The organism is Microbacterium sp. SORGH_AS_0969, from assembly GCF_030818255.1.
Lineage (GTDB): Bacteria > Actinomycetota > Actinomycetes > Actinomycetales > Microbacteriaceae > Microbacterium.
Window position 1 is genome coordinate 2129367 of sequence record NZ_JAUTAG010000001.1, and the last position, 18134, is coordinate 2147500.

The 18134-nt window shown below is 69.8% G+C and carries 19 protein-coding genes; 9 read left to right on the forward strand and 10 right to left on the reverse strand.

Annotated features, from left to right (window positions below):
* Positions 1-54 precede the first annotated feature (54 nt).
* Entirely contained in the window at positions 55-3597 is a 3543-nt protein-coding gene (locus QE388_RS09845) for a bifunctional RecB family nuclease/DEAD/DEAH box helicase (RefSeq protein ID WP_307385055.1), read from the forward strand.
* A 442-nt stretch (positions 3598-4039) separates the two neighbouring features.
* Here the strand turns inward: QE388_RS09845 and upp are convergent, their stop codons facing one another.
* The gene (gene upp, locus QE388_RS09850) at positions 4040-4672 is read right to left on the reverse strand and encodes a uracil phosphoribosyltransferase (RefSeq protein WP_013585398.1); all 633 of its coding nucleotides are present in this window, start codon (positions 4670-4672) and stop codon (positions 4040-4042) included.
* A gap of 88 nt (positions 4673-4760) precedes the next feature.
* On the opposite strand from upp, the gene tadA reads away from it, so the two are divergent.
* Positions 4761-5213 carry a tRNA adenosine(34) deaminase TadA gene (gene tadA / locus QE388_RS09855; protein ID WP_307387107.1) on the forward strand — a complete coding sequence of 151 codons (453 nt, stop codon included), beginning with the start codon at positions 4761-4763 and terminating at the stop codon, positions 5211-5213.
* Positions 5214-5241: 28 nt separating this feature from the next.
* On the opposite strand, the gene QE388_RS09860 is transcribed toward tadA, so the two are convergent.
* On the reverse strand, positions 5242-6171 hold the full coding sequence (locus tag QE388_RS09860) for an LLM class F420-dependent oxidoreductase (RefSeq protein ID WP_307385057.1): 930 nt from the start codon (positions 6169-6171) through the stop codon (positions 5242-5244).
* Between the two features lie 21 nt (positions 6172-6192).
* On the reverse strand, positions 6193-7305 hold the full coding sequence (locus QE388_RS09865) for an alpha/beta hydrolase (RefSeq protein ID WP_307385059.1): 1113 nt from the start codon (positions 7303-7305) through the stop codon (positions 6193-6195).
* A gap of 126 nt (positions 7306-7431) precedes the next feature.
* Here QE388_RS09865 and proC point away from each other — a divergent pair, with 126 nt between their 5' ends.
* Positions 7432-8277, forward strand: coding sequence for a pyrroline-5-carboxylate reductase (gene proC / locus QE388_RS09870; RefSeq protein WP_307385061.1), 846 nt, complete (start codon positions 7432-7434; stop codon positions 8275-8277).
* A 158-nt stretch (positions 8278-8435) separates the two neighbouring features.
* Here proC and QE388_RS09875 read toward each other — a convergent pair whose 3' ends face one another.
* Positions 8436-9107, reverse strand: a complete 672-nt coding sequence (locus QE388_RS09875) for a TrkA family potassium uptake protein (RefSeq protein ID WP_013585403.1) — start codon at positions 9105-9107, stop codon at positions 8436-8438.
* Positions 9100-10542, reverse strand: coding sequence for a TrkH family potassium uptake protein (locus QE388_RS09880; protein ID WP_373426613.1), 1443 nt, complete (start codon positions 10540-10542; stop codon positions 9100-9102). The genes QE388_RS09875 and QE388_RS09880 overlap by 8 nt, the downstream gene beginning before the upstream one ends.
* Positions 10543-10610: 68 nt before the next feature.
* On the opposite strand from QE388_RS09880, the gene QE388_RS09885 reads away from it, so the two are divergent.
* The 6 genes from QE388_RS09885 to QE388_RS09910 all read left to right on the forward strand — a co-directional run bounded on the left by QE388_RS09885 (position 10611) and on the right by QE388_RS09910 (position 12468).
* Entirely contained in the window at positions 10611-11006 is a 396-nt protein-coding gene (locus QE388_RS09885; RefSeq protein ID WP_275801713.1) for a helix-turn-helix transcriptional regulator, read from the forward strand.
* 106 nt (positions 11007-11112) lie between these two features.
* Entirely contained in the window at positions 11113-11304 is a 192-nt protein-coding gene (locus tag QE388_RS09890) for a helix-turn-helix domain-containing protein (protein ID WP_013585406.1), read from the forward strand.
* An 82-nt stretch (positions 11305-11386) separates the two neighbouring features.
* Positions 11387-11485 carry a 30S ribosomal protein bS22 gene (locus tag QE388_RS09895; protein WP_003792170.1) on the forward strand — a complete coding sequence of 33 codons (99 nt, stop codon included), beginning with the start codon at positions 11387-11389 and terminating at the stop codon, positions 11483-11485.
* A gap of 81 nt (positions 11486-11566) precedes the next feature.
* Positions 11567-11860, forward strand: a complete 294-nt coding sequence (locus QE388_RS09900; RefSeq protein WP_058613839.1) for a rhodanese-like domain-containing protein — start codon at positions 11567-11569, stop codon at positions 11858-11860.
* A gap of 30 nt (positions 11861-11890) precedes the next feature.
* Positions 11891-12169, forward strand: a complete 279-nt coding sequence (locus tag QE388_RS09905; protein ID WP_307385064.1) for a glutaredoxin family protein — start codon at positions 11891-11893, stop codon at positions 12167-12169.
* Positions 12166-12468, forward strand: coding sequence for a Dabb family protein (locus tag QE388_RS09910; protein WP_275801710.1), 303 nt, complete (start codon positions 12166-12168; stop codon positions 12466-12468). The genes QE388_RS09905 and QE388_RS09910 overlap by 4 nt, the downstream gene beginning before the upstream one ends.
* 43 nt (positions 12469-12511) lie before the next feature.
* Here the strand turns inward: QE388_RS09910 and QE388_RS09915 are convergent, their stop codons facing one another.
* From QE388_RS09915 to QE388_RS09935, 5 genes are all read right to left on the reverse strand, one after another.
* A complete protein-coding gene (locus tag QE388_RS09915; protein ID WP_307385066.1) occupies positions 12512-13579 on the reverse strand; it encodes an ABC transporter ATP-binding protein in 1068 nt (355 codons plus the stop codon).
* 73 nt (positions 13580-13652) lie between these two features.
* On the reverse strand, positions 13653-14993 hold the full coding sequence (aspS, locus tag QE388_RS09920) for an aspartate--tRNA(Asn) ligase (RefSeq protein WP_275801707.1): 1341 nt from the start codon (positions 14991-14993) through the stop codon (positions 13653-13655).
* Between the two features lie 38 nt (positions 14994-15031).
* Positions 15032-15619 carry a carbohydrate ABC transporter permease gene (locus QE388_RS09925; protein ID WP_307385068.1) on the reverse strand — a complete coding sequence of 196 codons (588 nt, stop codon included), beginning with the start codon at positions 15617-15619 and terminating at the stop codon, positions 15032-15034.
* A 291-nt stretch (positions 15620-15910) separates the two neighbouring features.
* Positions 15911-16858, reverse strand: coding sequence for a carbohydrate ABC transporter permease (locus QE388_RS09930; RefSeq protein ID WP_275801704.1), 948 nt, complete (start codon positions 16856-16858; stop codon positions 15911-15913).
* Positions 16855-18096 carry an extracellular solute-binding protein gene (locus QE388_RS09935; RefSeq protein ID WP_275801703.1) on the reverse strand — a complete coding sequence of 414 codons (1242 nt, stop codon included), beginning with the start codon at positions 18094-18096 and terminating at the stop codon, positions 16855-16857. Before QE388_RS09935 ends, QE388_RS09930 begins: the two co-directional genes overlap by 4 nt.
* Between the last annotated feature and the right edge of the window lie 38 nt (positions 18097-18134).

Genomic DNA, 18134 nt, shown 5'->3' on the forward strand with positions numbered 1-18134 from the left:
TCGGCCTGTGGATGGCCACCCGGCGATGTCGGGGGTCCCGGTTAGCGTGGAGGCATGCGGTACATCGAGCGCGACGCGCGCATCGTCTGGAGCGCCAGCGACCTCAAGGCCGCGGCCGAGTGCGAGTTCGCGTGGCTGCGCGCCATCGACGCGAAGATCGGGCGCATCGCCGCAGTCGACGATCCCGAAGACGCGACTCTCGAGCGGGCCGCGCGCCTGGGCACCGCTCACGAGCTGCGCGTGCTCGACGACTACCGCGCGCTCTTCGGCGCCGCCGTTCGCGAGATCCCCGCGGCCCGCTCCTCTGACGCCGAAGCGCTCGCCGAGGCCGTGCGCCTGACCGACGAGGCTCTCGCCGACCCCGAGGCCGAGGTGGTCTACCAGGCCGCGTTCGCCACCGCCGAGTTCGTGGGGTTCGCCGACTTCCTCGTGCGCGAGAAAGAGGCACGCATCGATGGGTCCCGTCCCTGGATCGTGCAAGACACCAAGCTCGCCCGCCGGGCCCGCGTCACCGCGCTCATGCAGCTGGCGGCCTACGTCGACCAGCTCGACCGACTCGGCGTGCCGCGGTCGGGCGAGGTCCAGCTTCTCCTGGGTGACGGAACGACGAGCACGCATCGCGTCGACGATCTCCTGCCCGTCTTCGGTCTACGTCGCTCGCGGTTGCGCTCGCTGATCGCCGACCGCCGGGTCGACCTCGGGGTCGCGGGACCGGTGATCGCGTGGGGCGACGCGCGCGGCGACCTCGACGTCGTCGCGTGCGGGCGCTGCGCCACGTGCGAGATCGAGGTCATCGCTCATCGCGACCTGCTTCTCGTCGCAGGCATGCGGCCGGTGCAGCGCGATCGACTGCGGGCGGGCGGCATCCTGACGATCGACGATCTCGCGCGATCATCCGAGGCGCCCCCCTCGATGAGCGCCGACACCTTCGCGTCGCTGCGCACCCAAGCGCGGCTGCAGCTCGACAGCCCCGCCGGTGTGCCCTCCGACGACGCGCCCGCCCACGCCGTCCCCACCTTCGAGGTGGTGGCGCCCAAGTCCCTCGGCGTGCTGCCCCGCCCCGACCACGGCGACCTGTTCTTCGACTTCGAGGGCGATCCGCTGTACACCGAGGGCGTCGGCGAGCACTGGGGGATCGACTACCTCTTCGGCTGGGTCGACACGAGAGAGACCTACGGCGCGATCTGGGCCCACACCTTCGCCGAGGAGCGTGTCGCCCTCGAGCGCTTCCTCGACATGGTGGCTCTGCGTCGCCAGCAGTACCCCGGCATGCACATCTACCACTACGCCCCGTATGAACCGACGCACCTTCTGACGATGGCCGCGCGTTACGGCGTGCGCGAGGCCGACGTCGACCGCCTCCTGCGCGACGGCGTCTTCGTCGACCTCTACCCGGTGGTGCGGCGTGCGCTCCGCGTCGGCTCCCGCTCGTACTCGATCAAGAAGCTCGAGCCGTTGTACATGGGCGACGAGGTCCGCACGAGCGACGTGCAACGCGGAGACGACTCGATCGTGAAGTACGTCGAGGCCCGCGCGCTCGCCGCCGACGGCGAGGCCGAGGCCGCTCAGCGCGTGCTCGACGATCTGGCCGACTACAACCGGTACGACTGCGTGTCGACCCGGCGACTGCGCGACTGGCTGGTCGACCGCGCACGCGAGGCTGGTGCCGTGCCCGCGCGCGGAGCAGAGCCCGACGAGCAGTCGTACGAGCCGTCGCCGCGCGCAACGGCTTTGCAACGGTGGGCGGCGGATGCCCCCGAACCCGACGCCACCGCGCTCCGCCTCGCCGCCGCCGCGATCGACTACTACCCGCGCGAAGAGAAGACCTACTGGGCGACGCACTTCCTGCGCCTGCGCGAGCCGGTGTCGGTGTGGGAAGAGACGCGCGACGTCGTGGTCGTCGACGCCGCACGATCGCGGGTCGTGGCAGATTGGCACATCCCCGAGTCGGGGCGCGGCTCCGAGCGCCGCCTGGTTGAGCTGCGCGGCGAGCTCGCTCCCGGTACGCGCCTGAGTCCGGATGCCGAGCCCTTCGCCGTCTACGATCTGCCGGCGCCGTTCCCGCTCGAGACCCGTCCGCGGTGGATCCACGGCGCACGCCGGGTCACGGTGCGCGAGGTGCTCGACGACGGAGCGATCGTCGAGGAGATCGCCGCAGACGGCGTCACCTGGGACGAGCTGCCGCTCGCCCTCACTCCTCCCGCGCCGCCCCGCGCCGGTAACCAGCAGAAAGCGATCGATGCGTGGGCCGACGCCGTCCTGGCGTCGGCCCCGACGATGCCGTCCGGCCCCGCCGCCGACATCCTGCGCCGCGTTCCGCCGCGCACCCGTTCGGGGGCGCTCGCGCCCGTGACCGCCGTCGACGGCAGTCCGGGCGATGACGAGGTCACCGCGATCGCACGCAGCGTCGCCGACCTCGAGCACAGTTACCTCGCCGTCCAGGGCCCTCCCGGGACGGGCAAGACGTACGTGGGCTCCCACGTCATCGCCCGGCTGGTCGCCGAACGCGGCTACCGGATCGGGGTGGTCGCTCAGTCGCACGCGACGATCGAGCACATGCTCGACCAGGTCATCGCGGCCGGGGTCCCGGCATCCCGTGTCGGCAAGGCGCCCAAAGACCCGAGCGCTCCGCACGCGTTCACGGTGCTGCCGAAGAACGGGGTGGCCGCCTTCACCGCCGAGAACGCCGCCCACGGATTCGTCGTCGGCGGCACCGCGTGGGACTTCAGTCACGAGACCCGCGTTCCGCGCGGCAGCCTCGATCTCCTCGTCATCGACGAGGCGGGGCAGTTCTCGCTCGCGTCGACCATCGCCGTCTCGCTCTCGGCGCAGCGATTGTTGCTCCTGGGCGATCCGCAGCAGCTGCCGCAGGTGAGTCAGGGTACGCATCCTGAGCCGGTCGACACCTCAGCGCTCGGGTGGATCATCGACGGAGCCGAGGTCGTGCCCCCCGAGCTCGGCTACTTCCTCGCCCGTACGCGGCGGATGCATCCCGCGGTGGCGGGCCCGGTGTCGCGGCTGTCGTACGAGGGCCGGCTCGCGGCGCACCCCTCGACCGCGCTGCGTCGGCTCGACGGCGTCGAGCCCGGTGTGCACGTGGTGCCGGTGCGGCACCGAGGCAACTCGACCTGCTCCAACGAAGAGGCGGCCGAGGTCGCACGTCTCGTGGGCGACCTCGTCGGACGCGCGTGGACCGGCGCCGAGGGGGGAGCGGGCGATTCCGCGACCGTGCACGAACCGCGACCCCTGCGGGCGCAAGACGTCATCGTGATCACGCCGTACAACGCTCAGCAGGTCGCGGTCGAAGAAGCCCTCGCCGCGGCTGGTTTCGGCGACGTGCCCGTCGGGACGGTCGACCGCTTCCAAGGGAAGGAGGCCGTCGTCGCCATCCTCACCCTCGCCGCGTCCTCCGGGCGTGAGGCCCCGCGCGGCCTGGAGTTCCTCCTGCTGCGCAACCGCATCAACGTCGCGATCTCACGCGCGATGCAGACGGCGTACGTCGTGTACTCGCCGTCGCTGCTCGACGACCTTCCCCGCACACCCGAGGGGGTGGCTCGGCTCAGCGGCTTCGCACGGCTGGTCGCCGAGGCCGATTGAGCGCGAAGCCGGCCTGTCGTGCGGGGTTTGGGGCGTGGGTTTCCGTTCGGGGCGCGGTTTTTCACGCCCCAAACGCGGAATGGCGCCCCAAACCGTGAGATCGGGCCCCGGCCCTGGGCGGGACCGCGCCGCCCGAGGGTGTGGCGCGGCTCGGCGGCTTCGCGCGACTGGTCGCCGAGGCCGATTGAGCCCGGCGCGGGCCTGTCGTGCGGGGTTTGGGGCGTGGGTTTCCGTTCGGGGCGCGGTTTTTCACGCCCCAAACGCGGAATGGCGCCCCAAACCGTGAGATCAGGCGCTTGCCGCGGGGGTGCGGTCCTGCCGCGGGTGCGACCCAGCCGGGGGTGTGACCCCGCCGCGGGTGCGACCCCGCCGCGGGTGCGACCCAGCCGGGGGGGGGTGGTGAACCCGCCGGGTGCGACCCCGCCGCGGGAGAGACCCCGCGTCAGGCGGTGCCGTACAGGCGGTCGCCCGCGTCGCCGAGACCGGGCACGATGTAGCCCTTCTCGTTGAGGCGCTCGTCGAGAGCACCCAGCACGAGCGTGACGTCGTGGCCCTCGACCTGCTTCTCGATCGCCGCGACGCCCTCGGGGGCGCCGAGCAGGCAGATGGCGGTGACGTCCTGCGCGCCGCGCGCGAACAGGAACTTGATTGCGGCACCGAGCGACCCGCCGGTGGCGAGCATCGGGTCGAGCACGAAGCACTGACGGTCGCTCAGGTCGTCGGGCAGGCGCTCGGCGTACGTGGTGGGCTGGAACGTCTCCTCGTCGCGCACCATGCCGAGGAAGCCGACCTCGGCGGTGGGAAGGAGCTTCACCATGCCCTCGAGCATGCCGAGACCGGCGCGCAGGATCGGCACGACGATGGGGCGGGGCTCGCTGATCTTGACGCCCTCGGTGAGGGTCACCGGGGTCTTGATCTCGATCGTCTCGACCCGGACGTTGCGCGTCGCCTCGTAGGCCAGCAGGGTCACGAGCTCTTCGGTCAGCTGACGGAAGACGGGCGACGAGGTCTGCTCGTCGCGCAGCACGGTCAGCTTGTGGGTGATGAGCGGGTGATCGGCGACGTGGACACGCATAGGCTCAAGGCTAGTCGCTTGATCGCGACGACTCCGCCTGCAAAATCCGGAAGCCCGCGTGACCCCCACCGCCCTCGACATCTCGGCCATGCGCCGCGCACTGGTGCTCGCCGACGCCGCCGCCGCCGAGGGCGACGTCCCGGTCGGTGCCGTCGTGATGGACGCGTCGGGGACCGTGCGCGCGGAGGGCCGGAATCTCCGCGAGGCGACCCACGACCCGACCGCCCACGCCGAGGTGGTCGCGCTGCGCCGCGCGGCGGAGGCCCTCGGCACCTGGCACCTCGCCGGCTGCACGCTCGTCGTCACCCTCGAACCCTGCGTCATGTGCGCGGGAGCCGTGCTGCAGGCGCGCGTTCCGAGGGTCGTTTTCGGAGCGTGGGATGCCAAGGCCGGCGCCGCCGGATCCGTGTACGACGTCCTGCGCGACAGGCGTCTGCCGCACCGGGTCGAGGTGGTCGGCGGGGTTGCCGAGCGGGAGGCATCCGAGCGCCTGCAGTCCTTCTTCGACGTGCGGCGCGACGCCGACGGACGCGTCGACTGACGCCCTGGCTGACGCGGCCGCCCGGGCGTCAGCGCGGAAGATGCGGGACGACGTCGGTGCCGATCTGATCGGCGTGATCGACGTCGCGGAGGTCGAGCAGCTGGAAGTACACGCGGCTCGCTCCGAGCTCGCGGAGACGGCCGACCTTCTCGATCACCTCGTCCGGCGTCCCGATGATGTTCGCCCCGTTGTCGAACTGCTCCCGGGACTGACCGATCGCCGCCAACCGTCGCTCGATCTCGGCGTCGTCCGCTCCGATGATCGTGGGCAGCGCGACCGACAGCTTGAGCGACGCGGGGTCGCGATCGATGTCCTCGCACGCGGCGCGGACCACCGTGAACTTCTCGGCGACGACGTCCTCGGCGACGAAGCCGATGTTGAACTCGGTCGCGTAGCGCGCCGCGAGCGCCGGCGTGCGCTTCGGCCCGCCGCCGCCGACGATCACGGGCACCCGCTCCTGCACGGGCTTCGGCAGGGCAGGCGCCTCGTCGAGGCGGTAGTGCTCACCCTCGAAGGTGAAGGTCTCGGCATCCGGAGTCGCCCACAGGCCCGTGACGATCGCGAGCTGCTCCTCGAGCAGGTCGAACCGCTTGGTGGGGAAAGGGATGCCGTACGCGGCATGTTCGCGCTCGAACCAGCCCGTGCCGAGTCCGAGCTCGGTACGTCCGCCCGACATCGCGTCGACCTGGGCGACCTGGATCGCGAGGATCCCGGGAACCCGATAGGTCACCGACGACACCAGGGTGCCGAGCCGGATGCGAGAGGTCTCGCGGGCGAGACCGGCGAGCGTGGTCCAGGCGTCGGTGGGGCCGGGACGCGGGTCGCCTTCCCCCATGCGGAGGTAGTGGTCGGAACGGAAGAACCCGTCCAGGCCGTGGTTCTCCGCGGAGCGGGCGAAAGCGAGCTGATCGTCGTACGAGAAGCCCTGCTGGGGTTCGGTGAACAGGCAGTATTCCACGGTGGCCTTTCGGGGCGAGCGTCAGTCGGCGGAGCGCAGGATGATCGCCTCGGTGGGAGGCGCGGGGTCGGCGGGGCGCCCGACGTAGCCGATGTGCGTCAGCAGGGCTTGGCGGAACGCGGCCGGGCGCTCGAGGTGGGCGGCGTGACCGGCTCCCTCCACCGGAACCTCGGTGACCTCTCCGCGCTTGGCGGCGTACGCGGCGAGCACGTCGCGGGTCTGCGACACCATCGGCTGCGCGGGGGCGACGTCTTCGCCGGGCCAGTCGGGGATGACGCCGAGAGCACCCAGGTGGTTGAGGTCGTAGAACGACGCGTCGGAGACGATGGCATCCGCGGTGCCGTAGATCCAGAGGATCGGCGGCTTCTCGGCGAGGTCGACGATCCCCGAGACGTCGAAGTGCTTCGGGGCCATGGTGTTGAGCACGCCGATGGTCCCGGGGGCGAACCCCGGCCAGTTCGGACTCGCCACGGCATCGCCGGGGTAGTTGCCGCCGGCGGTCGAGGTCGACAGCATCGACTCGATCCACACGTCCTCGTTCTCGCTCGCGTAGCCCGCAGCGACGTATCCCGATCGGAACACCGACCGCGGCGATGTGGGTGCCTCGTCGGTGGTGTCGCGGTCGGTCAGGCGCTGGACGAAGTCGGGGTTGGCGCCGCCCGCACCGGTGCCGGCGTCATCGTCGGTGAGACGCGAGCCGTCGCGGCGCGTGCCGCCGAAGCCGAACGGCGAGACGGGGGACTGCAGCGTCAGCGACAGCACGGGGTGGTCGAGCGCGTACTGCATCACCACTCCGCCGCCCATCGACCATCCGACGAGGTGCGCGGTGGGGATGCCGAGGGCCTCGAGGGCGGCGTGGACGTCGTCGCTGAAGTCGCGGACGCCGCGCGTGGCGTCGACGGGCATGTGCTCGGTGCCGCCGAACCCGCGCAGGTCGATCGCGAGCACGCGCAGGTCGCTGGGGAGGTCCTGCATGATCTCCTGCCAGAACAGCGACGACGACACGTTTCCGTGCACGAACACGACCGTGTGCTCGGGCGACGTCGCGGGGTCGTCGCCGGTCCTCTCGAGCACGTTCACGCTGAGGCGGTCGGTGTCGACGAGACGCGCGCTGATGCCGTCGAAGAGTGTCATGAGAGGGTCCTCCGTGTCGCTCGCGGGTGCCCCGGTACGCCCGCGATCCGACTCTAACGCCCACCCCTGTCGGTCGCACTCGGGGTTGCCTGGGAGCGGATCGACGCCCTTCGTAGACTGTCGGACATGACGGATGCCACGACCTCTCTGCCCCCGATCGCGATCCTCGGCGCCGGCTCGATGGGAGGAGCGATCCTCCGCGGTCTCGTCGCGGCCGGGCTGACGGGCGGTGGCGTCACCGCGACCAACCGCTCGATTGCGAAGGCCGCGGAGCTCGCCGAGCTCGAGGGGGTCACGAGTGTCGCCCTCGAGGCGGCTTCGGGTGGCAACACCGCGGCCGTGGCATCCGCCGACATCGTTCTCATCGGCGTGAAGCCGGTCATGGTCCCCGACCTGCTCGACGAGATCGCTCCTCACCTCCGTCCGGGCGCCGTGGTGGTCAGCCTCGCCGCCGGGGTCACTCTCAACACGTTCGCGAAGCACCTCGGCGCCGAGGTGGCCACGCTGCGCTCGATGCCGAACACGCCGTCGCTCGTGGGGAAGGGCGTCACCGGCCTCGCTGCCGGCCCGGCGGCATCCGCCGACGACGTCGCCGTCGTCCGCGCGCTGTTCGAGACGGTGGGGGCCGTGCTCGAGGTTCCCGAGGCGCAGATCGACGCTCTGTCGACGATCTCGGGCTCCGGGCCCGCCTACGTCTTCCTCCTCGTCGAGGAGTTCACGAAGGCAGCCGTTCGCATGGGGTTCGACGACGCCCAGGCGCGGATGCTCGCCGAAGAGACCTTCATCGGAGCCACCGCGCTGATGGCCGCGTCGGATGTCGATCCCGCTGAACTCCGCCGCCGCGTGACGAGTCCCAAGGGCACGACGGAACGCGCCATCGCGGTTCTGCAGGACGCGAGGCTCGACGACACCTTCACGACGGCGGCCGAAGCGGCGCTCGCTCGTGCGAAAGAGCTCGCGGCGGGCAACTGACGCGCGATAAACGCCGTTCGCTCACAGAAACGCGTGCAGCACGTGTTTCTGTGAGCGGCGAGCGTTTATGTGTGGGGGTGGGGCGTCGTCGCGGCGCGGATCGCCGCGCGCTCGCGCCCTCGCTCCGGCCGCGCAGCCGCGCTTACGACGCCAGAGCGTCAGCGGTCGAGCGCGGCGAAGCGCTCGATGTCGGAGTTCGTCCCCGACACGATCACGAGGTCGTGGTTGGTGACGACGGTGTCGGCCTCGGCGTAGCGGAACGGGCGGCCGGGACTCTTCACCCCGACGACCGTCACGTTGTACTTCGTGCGGACACCGGACTGATTGAGACCGACGCCGCGGATGAGCTTGGGCGGGTACATCTTGGCGAGGACGAAGTCGTCGTCGAAGCGGATGAAGTCGAGCATGCGTCCGCTCACCAGGTGCGCGACGCGCTCGCCGGCCTCTGCCTCGGGGTAGATGACGTGGTTCGCGCCCACGCGAGCGAGGATCTTGCCGTGCGACTGCGAAACGGCCTTCGCCCAGATCTGCGGAACCTTCAGGTCGACGAGGTTCGCGGTGATGAGGACGGATGCCTCGATGAGCGAGCCCACGGCGACGACCGCCACCTGGAAGTCCTGCGCACCGATCTGACGCAGCGCGTCGATGTTGCGGGCATCGGCCTGGACCGCGTGGGTCACGCGCTCCGACCACTTCTGCACGAGCTCGAGGTTGCCGTCGACCGCGAGCACCTCGCGGTCCAGGCGATCGAGTTCTCCGGCGCACGCGGCACCGAACCGCCCGAGGCCGATCACCAGGACCGGGGCGTCACTGCGGATGCGTTCAACCAACGATGGGCCTTTCGACGGGCAGCGCGTACAGCTGCGATCGAGACGAGGCCGCGACCGCGGCGGCGAGTGTCACAGTACCAATGCGTCCCATGAACATGGTCACGGCGAGAACGTAGACGGCGGGGTCGGGAAGCTCGGCGGTCAGGCCCGTCGACAGGCCCACCGTGGCGAACCCCGAGATCACATCGAAGAGCACGTGCTCGATCGGCGCGTCGGTGATCCGGCTGATCGTCACCGTCGAGATCGCGACGATCGTCGCCCCCCACGCCACGACCGAGAGGGCGACCCGCTGCACATCGCTGGGGATGCGTCGACCGAAGGCCTGCACCGAGGGACGTCCCTTGGCCTCGGAGAACACCGCGAGGGCGAGGACCGCGAGGGTCGTGACCTTGATTCCGCCGGCGGTGGATGCCGAGCCCCCGCCGACGAACATGAGCATCGACCCGACGATCAGGGTCGCTCCATTGAGGTCGCCGATGTCGATGACCGAGAAGCCGCCGGACCGCGTCATCGCGGAGAGGAAGAAGGCCTGGAACGTCGTGTCCCACGCGTCCATGCTTCCGAAGGTCAGGGGATTGTCGTATTCCAGCAGCAGAATGACGCCAGCCCCGGCGAAGAAGAGGATCACCGTGGTGATGATCGTGAGCTTCGCGTGCAGGGACCACAGTCGGAATCGCCAGTAATGACGCCACAGCGTGAAGATGACCGGGAAGCCGATCGACCCGAGGAAGACGCCCAGCATCAGCACCGAGAGCAGGAAGTAGTCCTGTGCGAACGGCGTGAGTCCGTCCGCATTCGGGACGAAGCCCGTGTTGGTGAAGGCCATCGCCGCGTAGTACGGCGCCTCCCACAGGGCGACGAAGGGGTCGATGCCGCCGATCACGAGTGACGGGTAGATGAGGACCGTGAGCCCCGCCTCGATCACGAGGGTCGACAGGGCGACGGTCCGCAGAAGCTGGCCGACCTCGCCGAGGCGGACCGTCTGGCCCTCGTTGACCGGGCCGCCGTGGGCGCGCAGTGGGTTGCTGTCGCCCGCGGCGATGAGCTTCGCCCGCAGGCCCAGCCGCTTCGAGATCACCAGACCCAGGATCGACGCGAGGGTGAGGACACCCAACGCACCGACGTTCACGCCGATGTACGTGATGACGTGGCCGAGCGGCGACCAGTGCGTGTACATGTTCACCGTCGACAGGCCGGTCACGCAGATCGTCGAGACCGCGGTGAAGAGGGCATCGGCGAACGGCGTGCGCTGTCCGCTCGCCGAGGCCTGGGGGAGCGAGAACAGCGCGGTGAAGAGAAGGATGAGCGCGACGAAGACGAGGACCGCGAATCGCGCCGGCGATGACGTCGTCAGATTCCGCAGCCGGTCCCATGCCTCGGCCGCCATGCGTCGAGCGCGCACGGACAGGCGCACCTCATTCGGCGTCGCTGCCATGCGCCGCTCCCTTCGGTGCCCGAACCCGAATCATGGTACTCGGGCGGGGGCGCGGCTAACCTAATGCCATGGCGGACATCTTCGACGTGATCGCTGACGGAACGCGTCGCGACATCCTTCAGCTGCTCCTGGAGCGGGCGACCGGTGGCGAGCGCGGAACGAGCGTGTCGCAGATCGTGTCGGCGCTCGGTGTGAGCCAGCCGACCGTGTCGAAGCACCTGAAGGTGCTAAGGGAGGCCCAGCTCGTCACGGTTCGCGAGGAGGGGCAGCACCGGTACTACAGCCTGGCCGTCGCCCCGCTCGACGAGGTCGACGACTGGCTGGTGCCGTTCTTCTCGGTGGATGCCGAGAACGAGCCGGCTCTTCCGGAATCGGCGATGCACTACGCCGAGGTCGTGGGCCGCGCGGCCGCCTCGGTGAAGCACTCGGTGACGACCGCATTCCGCAAACTGCCCGGACGGTGATTCGCATACGCGAGTCACAGTGGTCACATAGGTTTACAGCCGTCGCACCCAGACCCTAGAGTGTCCAGCATCGAAGGGTGAGTCCACCCTGGACGAAGGGTGAACGATGGCAGAGCTTCCCGACATGCGCTTCCTCACGGTCGCGGAGGTCGCCGAGCTCATGCGCGTCTCGAAGATGACGGTCTACCGTCTGGTGCACGCCGGCGAACTGCCCGCCGTGCGCTTCGGACGCAGTTATCGTGTGCCGGAGTCGGCGGTCGCCGAGGCCGTGCAACGCCCGGTGTCCGACGTCGGCTAGACTGATCCGAGGCTTTTTTCCAACGCCTGCTGTTCCCGGGGGCCGACATCGGCACCCAGACCCCGACTTAGTGAGGTTTTCCGTGGGTTCTGTCATCAAGAAGCGCCGTAAGCGCATGGCGAAGAAGAAGCACCGCAAGCTGCTTCGCAAGACTCGTCACCAGCGCCGCAACAAGAAGTAAGCGGCCACCACACCGAGCGCCTGTCCGATGCGACGGGCGCTTCGTGTATGCGCCCGCCAGATCCGCTCTTCGGAGGAAAGCATGCAGTCCATCACCATCGCCGAGCTGCGCGCCGGTCGCGATCGTCCGCTCATCGACGTGCGCGAGGAGCACGAGTTCGCCGCGGGACACGTCCCCGGTGCCGTGAACATCCCCATGTCGACGCTGGGTGACCACCTCGACGAGATCCCCGCCGAGCCGTTCGACGTCATCTGCCAGGCGGGCGGGCGCTCCGCGCGCGTGGTCGAGGCTCTCTCGGCGCGTGGCCACGACGCCACCAACGTCGAGGGTGGCACGGGCGAGTGGATCGCCGCGGGTTACGACGTCGAGGTCTGATCTCACCTTTCGTCCTCGTAGGATGAATACGTGACGACCCTCACGTTGATCGGTAAGCCCGACTGCCACCTCTGCGAGGTCGCCGAGCAGATCGTCGAGACGGTCGTCGCCGAGCTCCCCTCCGACGTGGCGGACCGCGTGGTCATCGACCGTGCCTCCATCGCGGATGACGCCGCGCTCTCCGAGAAGTGGTGGGAGAAGATCCCCGTCGTCCTCATCGACGGAGAGCTTCACGCGCACTGGCGCGTCTCGGCCGACCGACTGCGCACCACCCTGTTGGCTGCCGACACCGAAGGAACCCGCGCGTGAGCATCCGACACATCGTCCTCTGGAAGTTGGCCGCCGACGACGCCGACACGCGTGCGCTGCACGCCGAGCAGATCGAAGAACGCCTGCTCGGGCTGCGCGACGTCATCGACGAGATCGAGCACCTCGAGATCGGGCGCAACGTGGTCTCCCCGCAGACCAACTGGGACGTCGCCCTCGTCAGCCAGTTCGCGGATGCCGAGGCCCTCGAGCGCTACCAGGTGCACCCCGCACACCAAGAGGTTGTCGGCTTCGTGCGTTCCGTCGTCGCCGAGCGCGCCTGCGTCGACTACCCCGCCTAGAGCTCGAGCGCTCAGGGCGCGGCCGGTCGTCGAGAGCCGGGTTTCAGCCGATCGGTCGGATCGTCGCGGGCGCCGGGGCGAGAGCGACGCGGATGTGATCTTCCGGGTCCAAGCGGAGCTCGGACGGGTGCTCGACGACGACCTGAACGCCGTCGGAGGTGCGGACGGTGGATCGCCGCGCGCTGCCGAGGAACGTCGTCGCCTCGACGACGGCATCCATCCCGGGGTCGTCCGATCCGATGACCAGGACGTTCTCGGGGCGCACGATGACCTCGCAGTGACCGTCGGCAGCGGGGCGGGCGAGGGGCACCTCTCGGCCCCAGACCTCGACGATCGAGCCATCGACGATACCCGGCACAGCGTTGACGGGGCCGAGTACCTCGGCGACCACGGCGTCGTCGACGCGCGTGTAGAGCTCGTCCGGAGACCCCGCGGCGATGACGCGGCCTCGATCCATGACGACCAGGCGATCGGCCACGGCCGCGGCCTCGGCCGTGTCGCGCGTGACCCAGAGCGTCGTCACCCGGCGCGCGCGGAGCTCGTGCACGACCCGGTCGCGCGTCTCGGCCCGCGCCGCGGTCGGAAGCGCGGCGAGAGGATCGTCGAGCGCGAGGGCTCCGGGACCGGTCGCCAGAGCACGTGCGAGAGCCCAACGCTGGCGGTCGCCGTGCGCGAGCCGGTGCACGAGCTTGTCCAGCGCCCCGAGACCCACGACCTGCGCCAGGCGGGTCGCCTCGGCCTCGGCATCCGGTCGTCCCACTCGCCGCGCCATGGCGGCGATCGAGGTGCCCACGCGGCCGAATCGCGCGACGGGGGTGCGGTCACGGACCTCCGGTATCCGCGGAGCCGCCGCCCCCGCGCGCCCGTCGACGGTGATGACTCCGGCGTCGGGACGCTCGGCGCCCGTCACCGCGCGCAGCAGCGTCGAGGCTCCGCACCCGATCGGGCCGACGAAGGCAATGATCTCGCCCGGCCGTATCTCGAGGTCGATGTCACGCAGCACGGGATTGCCCGCGCGGGAACGGCGCACGCCCTGCAGGGAGATCGCCCACCCCGCCCGCGCGGAGTCGCCGGTCGAGGGCGGCGGGTCCACGGAGCGCACGGTGGTCATGCGCCGACGGTACGAGCCCCTTATGACGTGACGACGCCCGGGGAGTGAACCCCGGGCGTCGGTCGCTCGAACCTTACGGGGCGAGGCGGGTCGGGCCGCGGAACAGGTAGGTGACCTCGCGGATCGAGGATTCGCCGAGCAGGAGCATCAGCACGCGCGCGAGACCCATGCCAAAACCGCCGTGTGGCGGGGCGCCGAAGCGGAAGAAGTCGAGGTAGAAGTCGAGGTGCTCGGGGTCGAGACCCTTCTCTTTCGCCTGCTCGATGAGCACGTCGACGCGGTGCTCGCGCTGCGCGCCGGTGGTGATCTCGACGCCGTTGAAGAGCAGGTCGTACGACTTGGTCAGCCCGGTCTCTTCGTCGCGCATGTGGTAGAACGCGCGGATCTCGGGGTGGTAGTCGGTGATGAACACGAACTGGTGCCCGTACGTCTCGGCCACGTGGGCCGCGATCTGGCGCTCGCCCTCGGGGTCGAGGTCGCCGTCGGTGCGGGGGATCTCGTAGCCGCGAGCCGCGACGATCTCGCGCGCCTCGGCGAGCGGGATGCGCGGGAAGGGCAGCGTCGGCACCTGGACCTCGACGCCGAACAGTTCCTGGATCTCGGCGCCGTGCTTGTCGGCGACGGCCTGGAAGGCCGTGTGCAGGAGTTCCTCCTGCATGCGCGCGACGTCTTCGTGCGAGTCGATCCAGCTGATCTCGGCGTCGATCGAGGTGAACTCGGTCGCGTGACGACTGGTGAAGGACGGGTCGGCGCGGAAGGCGGGAGCGATCTCGAAGATCTTGCCGAAGCCGGCGACCTGCGCCATCTGCTTGAAGAACTGCGGGCTCTGCGCGAGGTAGGCCGTCTTGTCTTCGAAGTAGGGCACCTCGAACAGCTCCGCGTTCGACTCCGAGGGGGATGCCATGAGCTTGGGGGAGTGCACCTCGATGTAGTCGCGCTCGACCCAGTACGTGCGCATGGCGTGCTCGAGCGTCGTCTGCACGCGGAAGATGAGGTTGTTGCGGCGCTGACGCAGGTCGATGAAGCGCCAGTCCATGCGCTTGTCGGGGCTGCTGTCGGCGGCGATGGGGGTCTCGGGGTTGGCCGCGGCGGCGATGACCAGCTCGCCGACCTTGATCTCGACGCCGCCGAGCTTGACGCGCTCGTCGTGCTTCAGCTCACCGCGCACGGTGAGGAACGTGCCGGTCGCGAGGGCGCCGATCATCTCGGTGAGCGCGAGGGCGGCGGCATCCTGATCCGTGGCGTCCTCGGACGGGCGGGTGGCCGGGTTGACCAGCTGCACGGCACCCGTCTCGTCGCGGAGCACGACGAACTGCACCTTCTTCTGATCGCGCACGGTTTCGACCCATCCCGACACCTCGACGGCGCCGGCGGGGAGGGATTTCAGCTGGTTGACCAGGACGCGTTCGCTCACGATCGACAAGTCTACGTGTGGGGTGAGAGCGCCCGCGCTCAGCGGCCGGAGCCGGCGGTCAGCCCCGCCTTGACGTGACGCTGCGCCGCGAGGATGACCACGAGAGCGGGCACGCTGGCGATGAGCGATGCCGCCATGGTCGCTGCCCACGTGTTCAGGTTCGAGTTCGACAGCGCGAGGATCAGCACCGAGATGGGGTACATCTCGTTGCGGTTCACCAGCGTCAGGCCGAAGAGCAGATCGCCCCAGCTGAAGAGGAACGCGAACACGCCGGCCGTGACGATCGCGTTGCGCGACAGCGGCACGACGATGCGCCACAGCGTGCCCACAGGCCCGAGGCCGTCGACGGTGGCCGCCTCGATCACCTCGGTGTCGAGCCGGAGCATGAACGCGCGCATGACGATCACCGCGAAGGGCACTCCGGCGGTGGAGTTGGCGAGGATGAGTCCGATGAACGTGTTGAGCAGACCCCACGAGTTGAACATCGCGTAGAAGGAAGTCGCCAGCACGACGCTCGGGATCATCTGTGCCAGCAGCAGGAGGATCAGCGCGATGCTCACAGCCCGAGACCTCAGCCGGCTGAGCGCGTACGCCGCGGGGATCGCGACGAGCAGGGTCACGAGCACCGAGCCCAGCCGAGACCAGGATCGACACCCGCAGGCCACCGATCCCCGCGTCGTCCAGGGCCATCTGGTACCCGCCAAGACCGGGCGAGGTCGGGAACCACGCGGTGTCGGCCGAGTTCGCCTGCGGCTGGAGGGATGCCGAGATCATCCAGTAGACGGGGAAGAGATACACCGCGAGCACCGCGACCGTGACGATCGTCCACGTCCAGCCACGACGGCGGCGGCGCCTCGAGACGGCGGAGGTCGTGATCGGTGCCGCGTCGACGGTAGGCGCGGCGGGCAGGGTCGCGGTCATTCCTCACGCTCCCGACGGATCGACATCACGGTGTACGCGATGGCGAAGAGGATGCTGATGCCGAGCAGCAGCATGCCGTAGGCACCGCCCTGCCCGAACTGGAACTGCTGGAACGCCTGCCGGTACGACAGGAGGCCGAGCGTGACCGTGCTGTTCGCGGGACCGCCCGCGGTCAGCACGAGCACGAGGTCGACGATGAGCAGCGTGTAGACGACGCTCATCACCACGAGCACCGAGACGACGGGCCAGATCGTGGGGAGCACGATCGCGGTGAGTCGACGCCAGGCGCCGGCGCCGTCGAGCTGCGCCGCCTCGAGCTGCTCGGCGGGCACCTGCTTGAGGGCGGCCCCGAGAATGGTCGCCCAGTACGGCAGGCTCGCCCAGACCGCGACCACGATCACGGCGGGCAGCGCCGTCGCCGGGTTGGCGAGCCACGCCTCGACGGGGATGCCGAGCGCACCCAGGACGTCGTTGATCGGACCGTCGCCGGCCAGGAGCGATTTCCACACGGTGGCGACGACGACGGCGGGGAGCAGCCACGGCAGGAGGATGAGGGTGGGCAACCACCGACTGCCCGGGAAGGTGCGCGCGAACAGCAGCGCGAGAAGGAGTCCCAGGACGAGCTCGAGCGCGACCGCCACGACCGTGATCGTCACGGTGTTCGTCAGCGCGCGGAAGGTGATGGGCTCGGCGAGGATCGCTTCGAAGTTGGCCGTGCCGACGAACGGCGCGCGTCCGGTGATGAAGGTGCCCGTCGTGTAGTTCGTCGTGCTCATGTACACGCCGTACCCGAGCGGGAAGAGGAAGAAGACGACGAAGAAGACGATGGCGGGGGTGAGGAACCCCCACAGCTCACCGCGCTGACGCGCCGCCAGCGAACGCCGGAACCGGCCGGGAGCGCGAACCCCCGACCGGCCGGTCGTCGTCAGCGTGTCCGCTGTCACTTGCCGCTGGCCTGCTCCAGAGCGGCCTGTGCGGTCTGCCCGCCGACGGTCGCGGCCTGGATCGCGTCGACGTACTGCTGCTGCAGGGTGTTCCACTCGGTGCCGAGCTGTGCGGAGTTGTAGGCGCCGTCCACCGCGTCCACGAACGGAGCGGCCGCGGGGACCTTCTCGACGAAAGTGGCCTGCGCGCTGGTGAGAGCGGGGATGTAGCCGCCCTGGACGGCGGTGTCGACCTGGTTCTCCTCGGATGCGCGGCACTTCACCAGGGCTGCGGCGGCGGCTTCCTTCTGGGCATCCGCATTGGCGGCGACGCCGTAGGCGTAGCCGAGCAGGTTCACCTTCGGGGACTCGCCGGACGTCGCGGTGGGAAAGGGGAAAGTGCCCCACTCGAAGGGGATCGAGGTGTCGACGAGGTTCCAGGGGCCCGAGACGGTCAGCGCGGCCTTCTGCGAGGTCCACTGGTCGATCGACTCCCAGCCCCAATTCACGAACTCGGGGGACAGCGAGCCGTTCGCCACGAGGTTCTTGTACAGGTCGACCGCCGCGACGGCACCGGCGCCGGTCGGGTCGGCGGGGTCGCCGCCGGCCGAGAGCAGGAACGGGAGGAAGTAGACGGGAGTCGAGCCGTCACCGCCGATGCCGGGCAGCACGATGCCCTTCTGGTCGGCGGTGGTGAGGGAGCCGGCGAGCTTGACGAGGTCGTCGAACGTCTTCGGAGCCGTCTCGGGGACACCGGCCGCGGCGAAGGCCGCCTTGTTGTAGAAGATCGCGTAGTCCTCGACCTGCACCGGGAGGCCGTAGAGGGTGTCCTGGTAGGTGCCGAGACCGGCGACGCTGTCGGCCAGACCGTCGGTGCTGACGTCGTACTGACCGAGGTCGGCGAGGACTCCCTGCGAGGCGAGCTGCGGGAGCTGCGTGTCCGTGGAGAGCAGGGCCACATCGGGCAGCGACTTGGCTCCCGCCGCCTGCAGGAGCTTCGTCGTGTAGTCGCCGGACTGCGTCTGGACGTCGACCGTGATGCCGAGCTCGGACGCGCAGTCCTCGAAGTACTTCTTCTGCAGGCCCTGATAGGGCTCGAAGTCGATGTTGTTCCACACCGTGAGCGAGACGCCGTCGAAGCCGTCGGTCTGGGCGGGCGCGGCCTGGCCGCCCCCGGAGCAGGCCGTGAGGGCGAGAGCGGCGGTGAGGCCGACGGCGGGAAGAGCGACGCGTCGAAGTCGCTGAGACGTGGATGCCATGGGTGTGTCCGTTCCCGACGACGCCGACGGCGCCGATC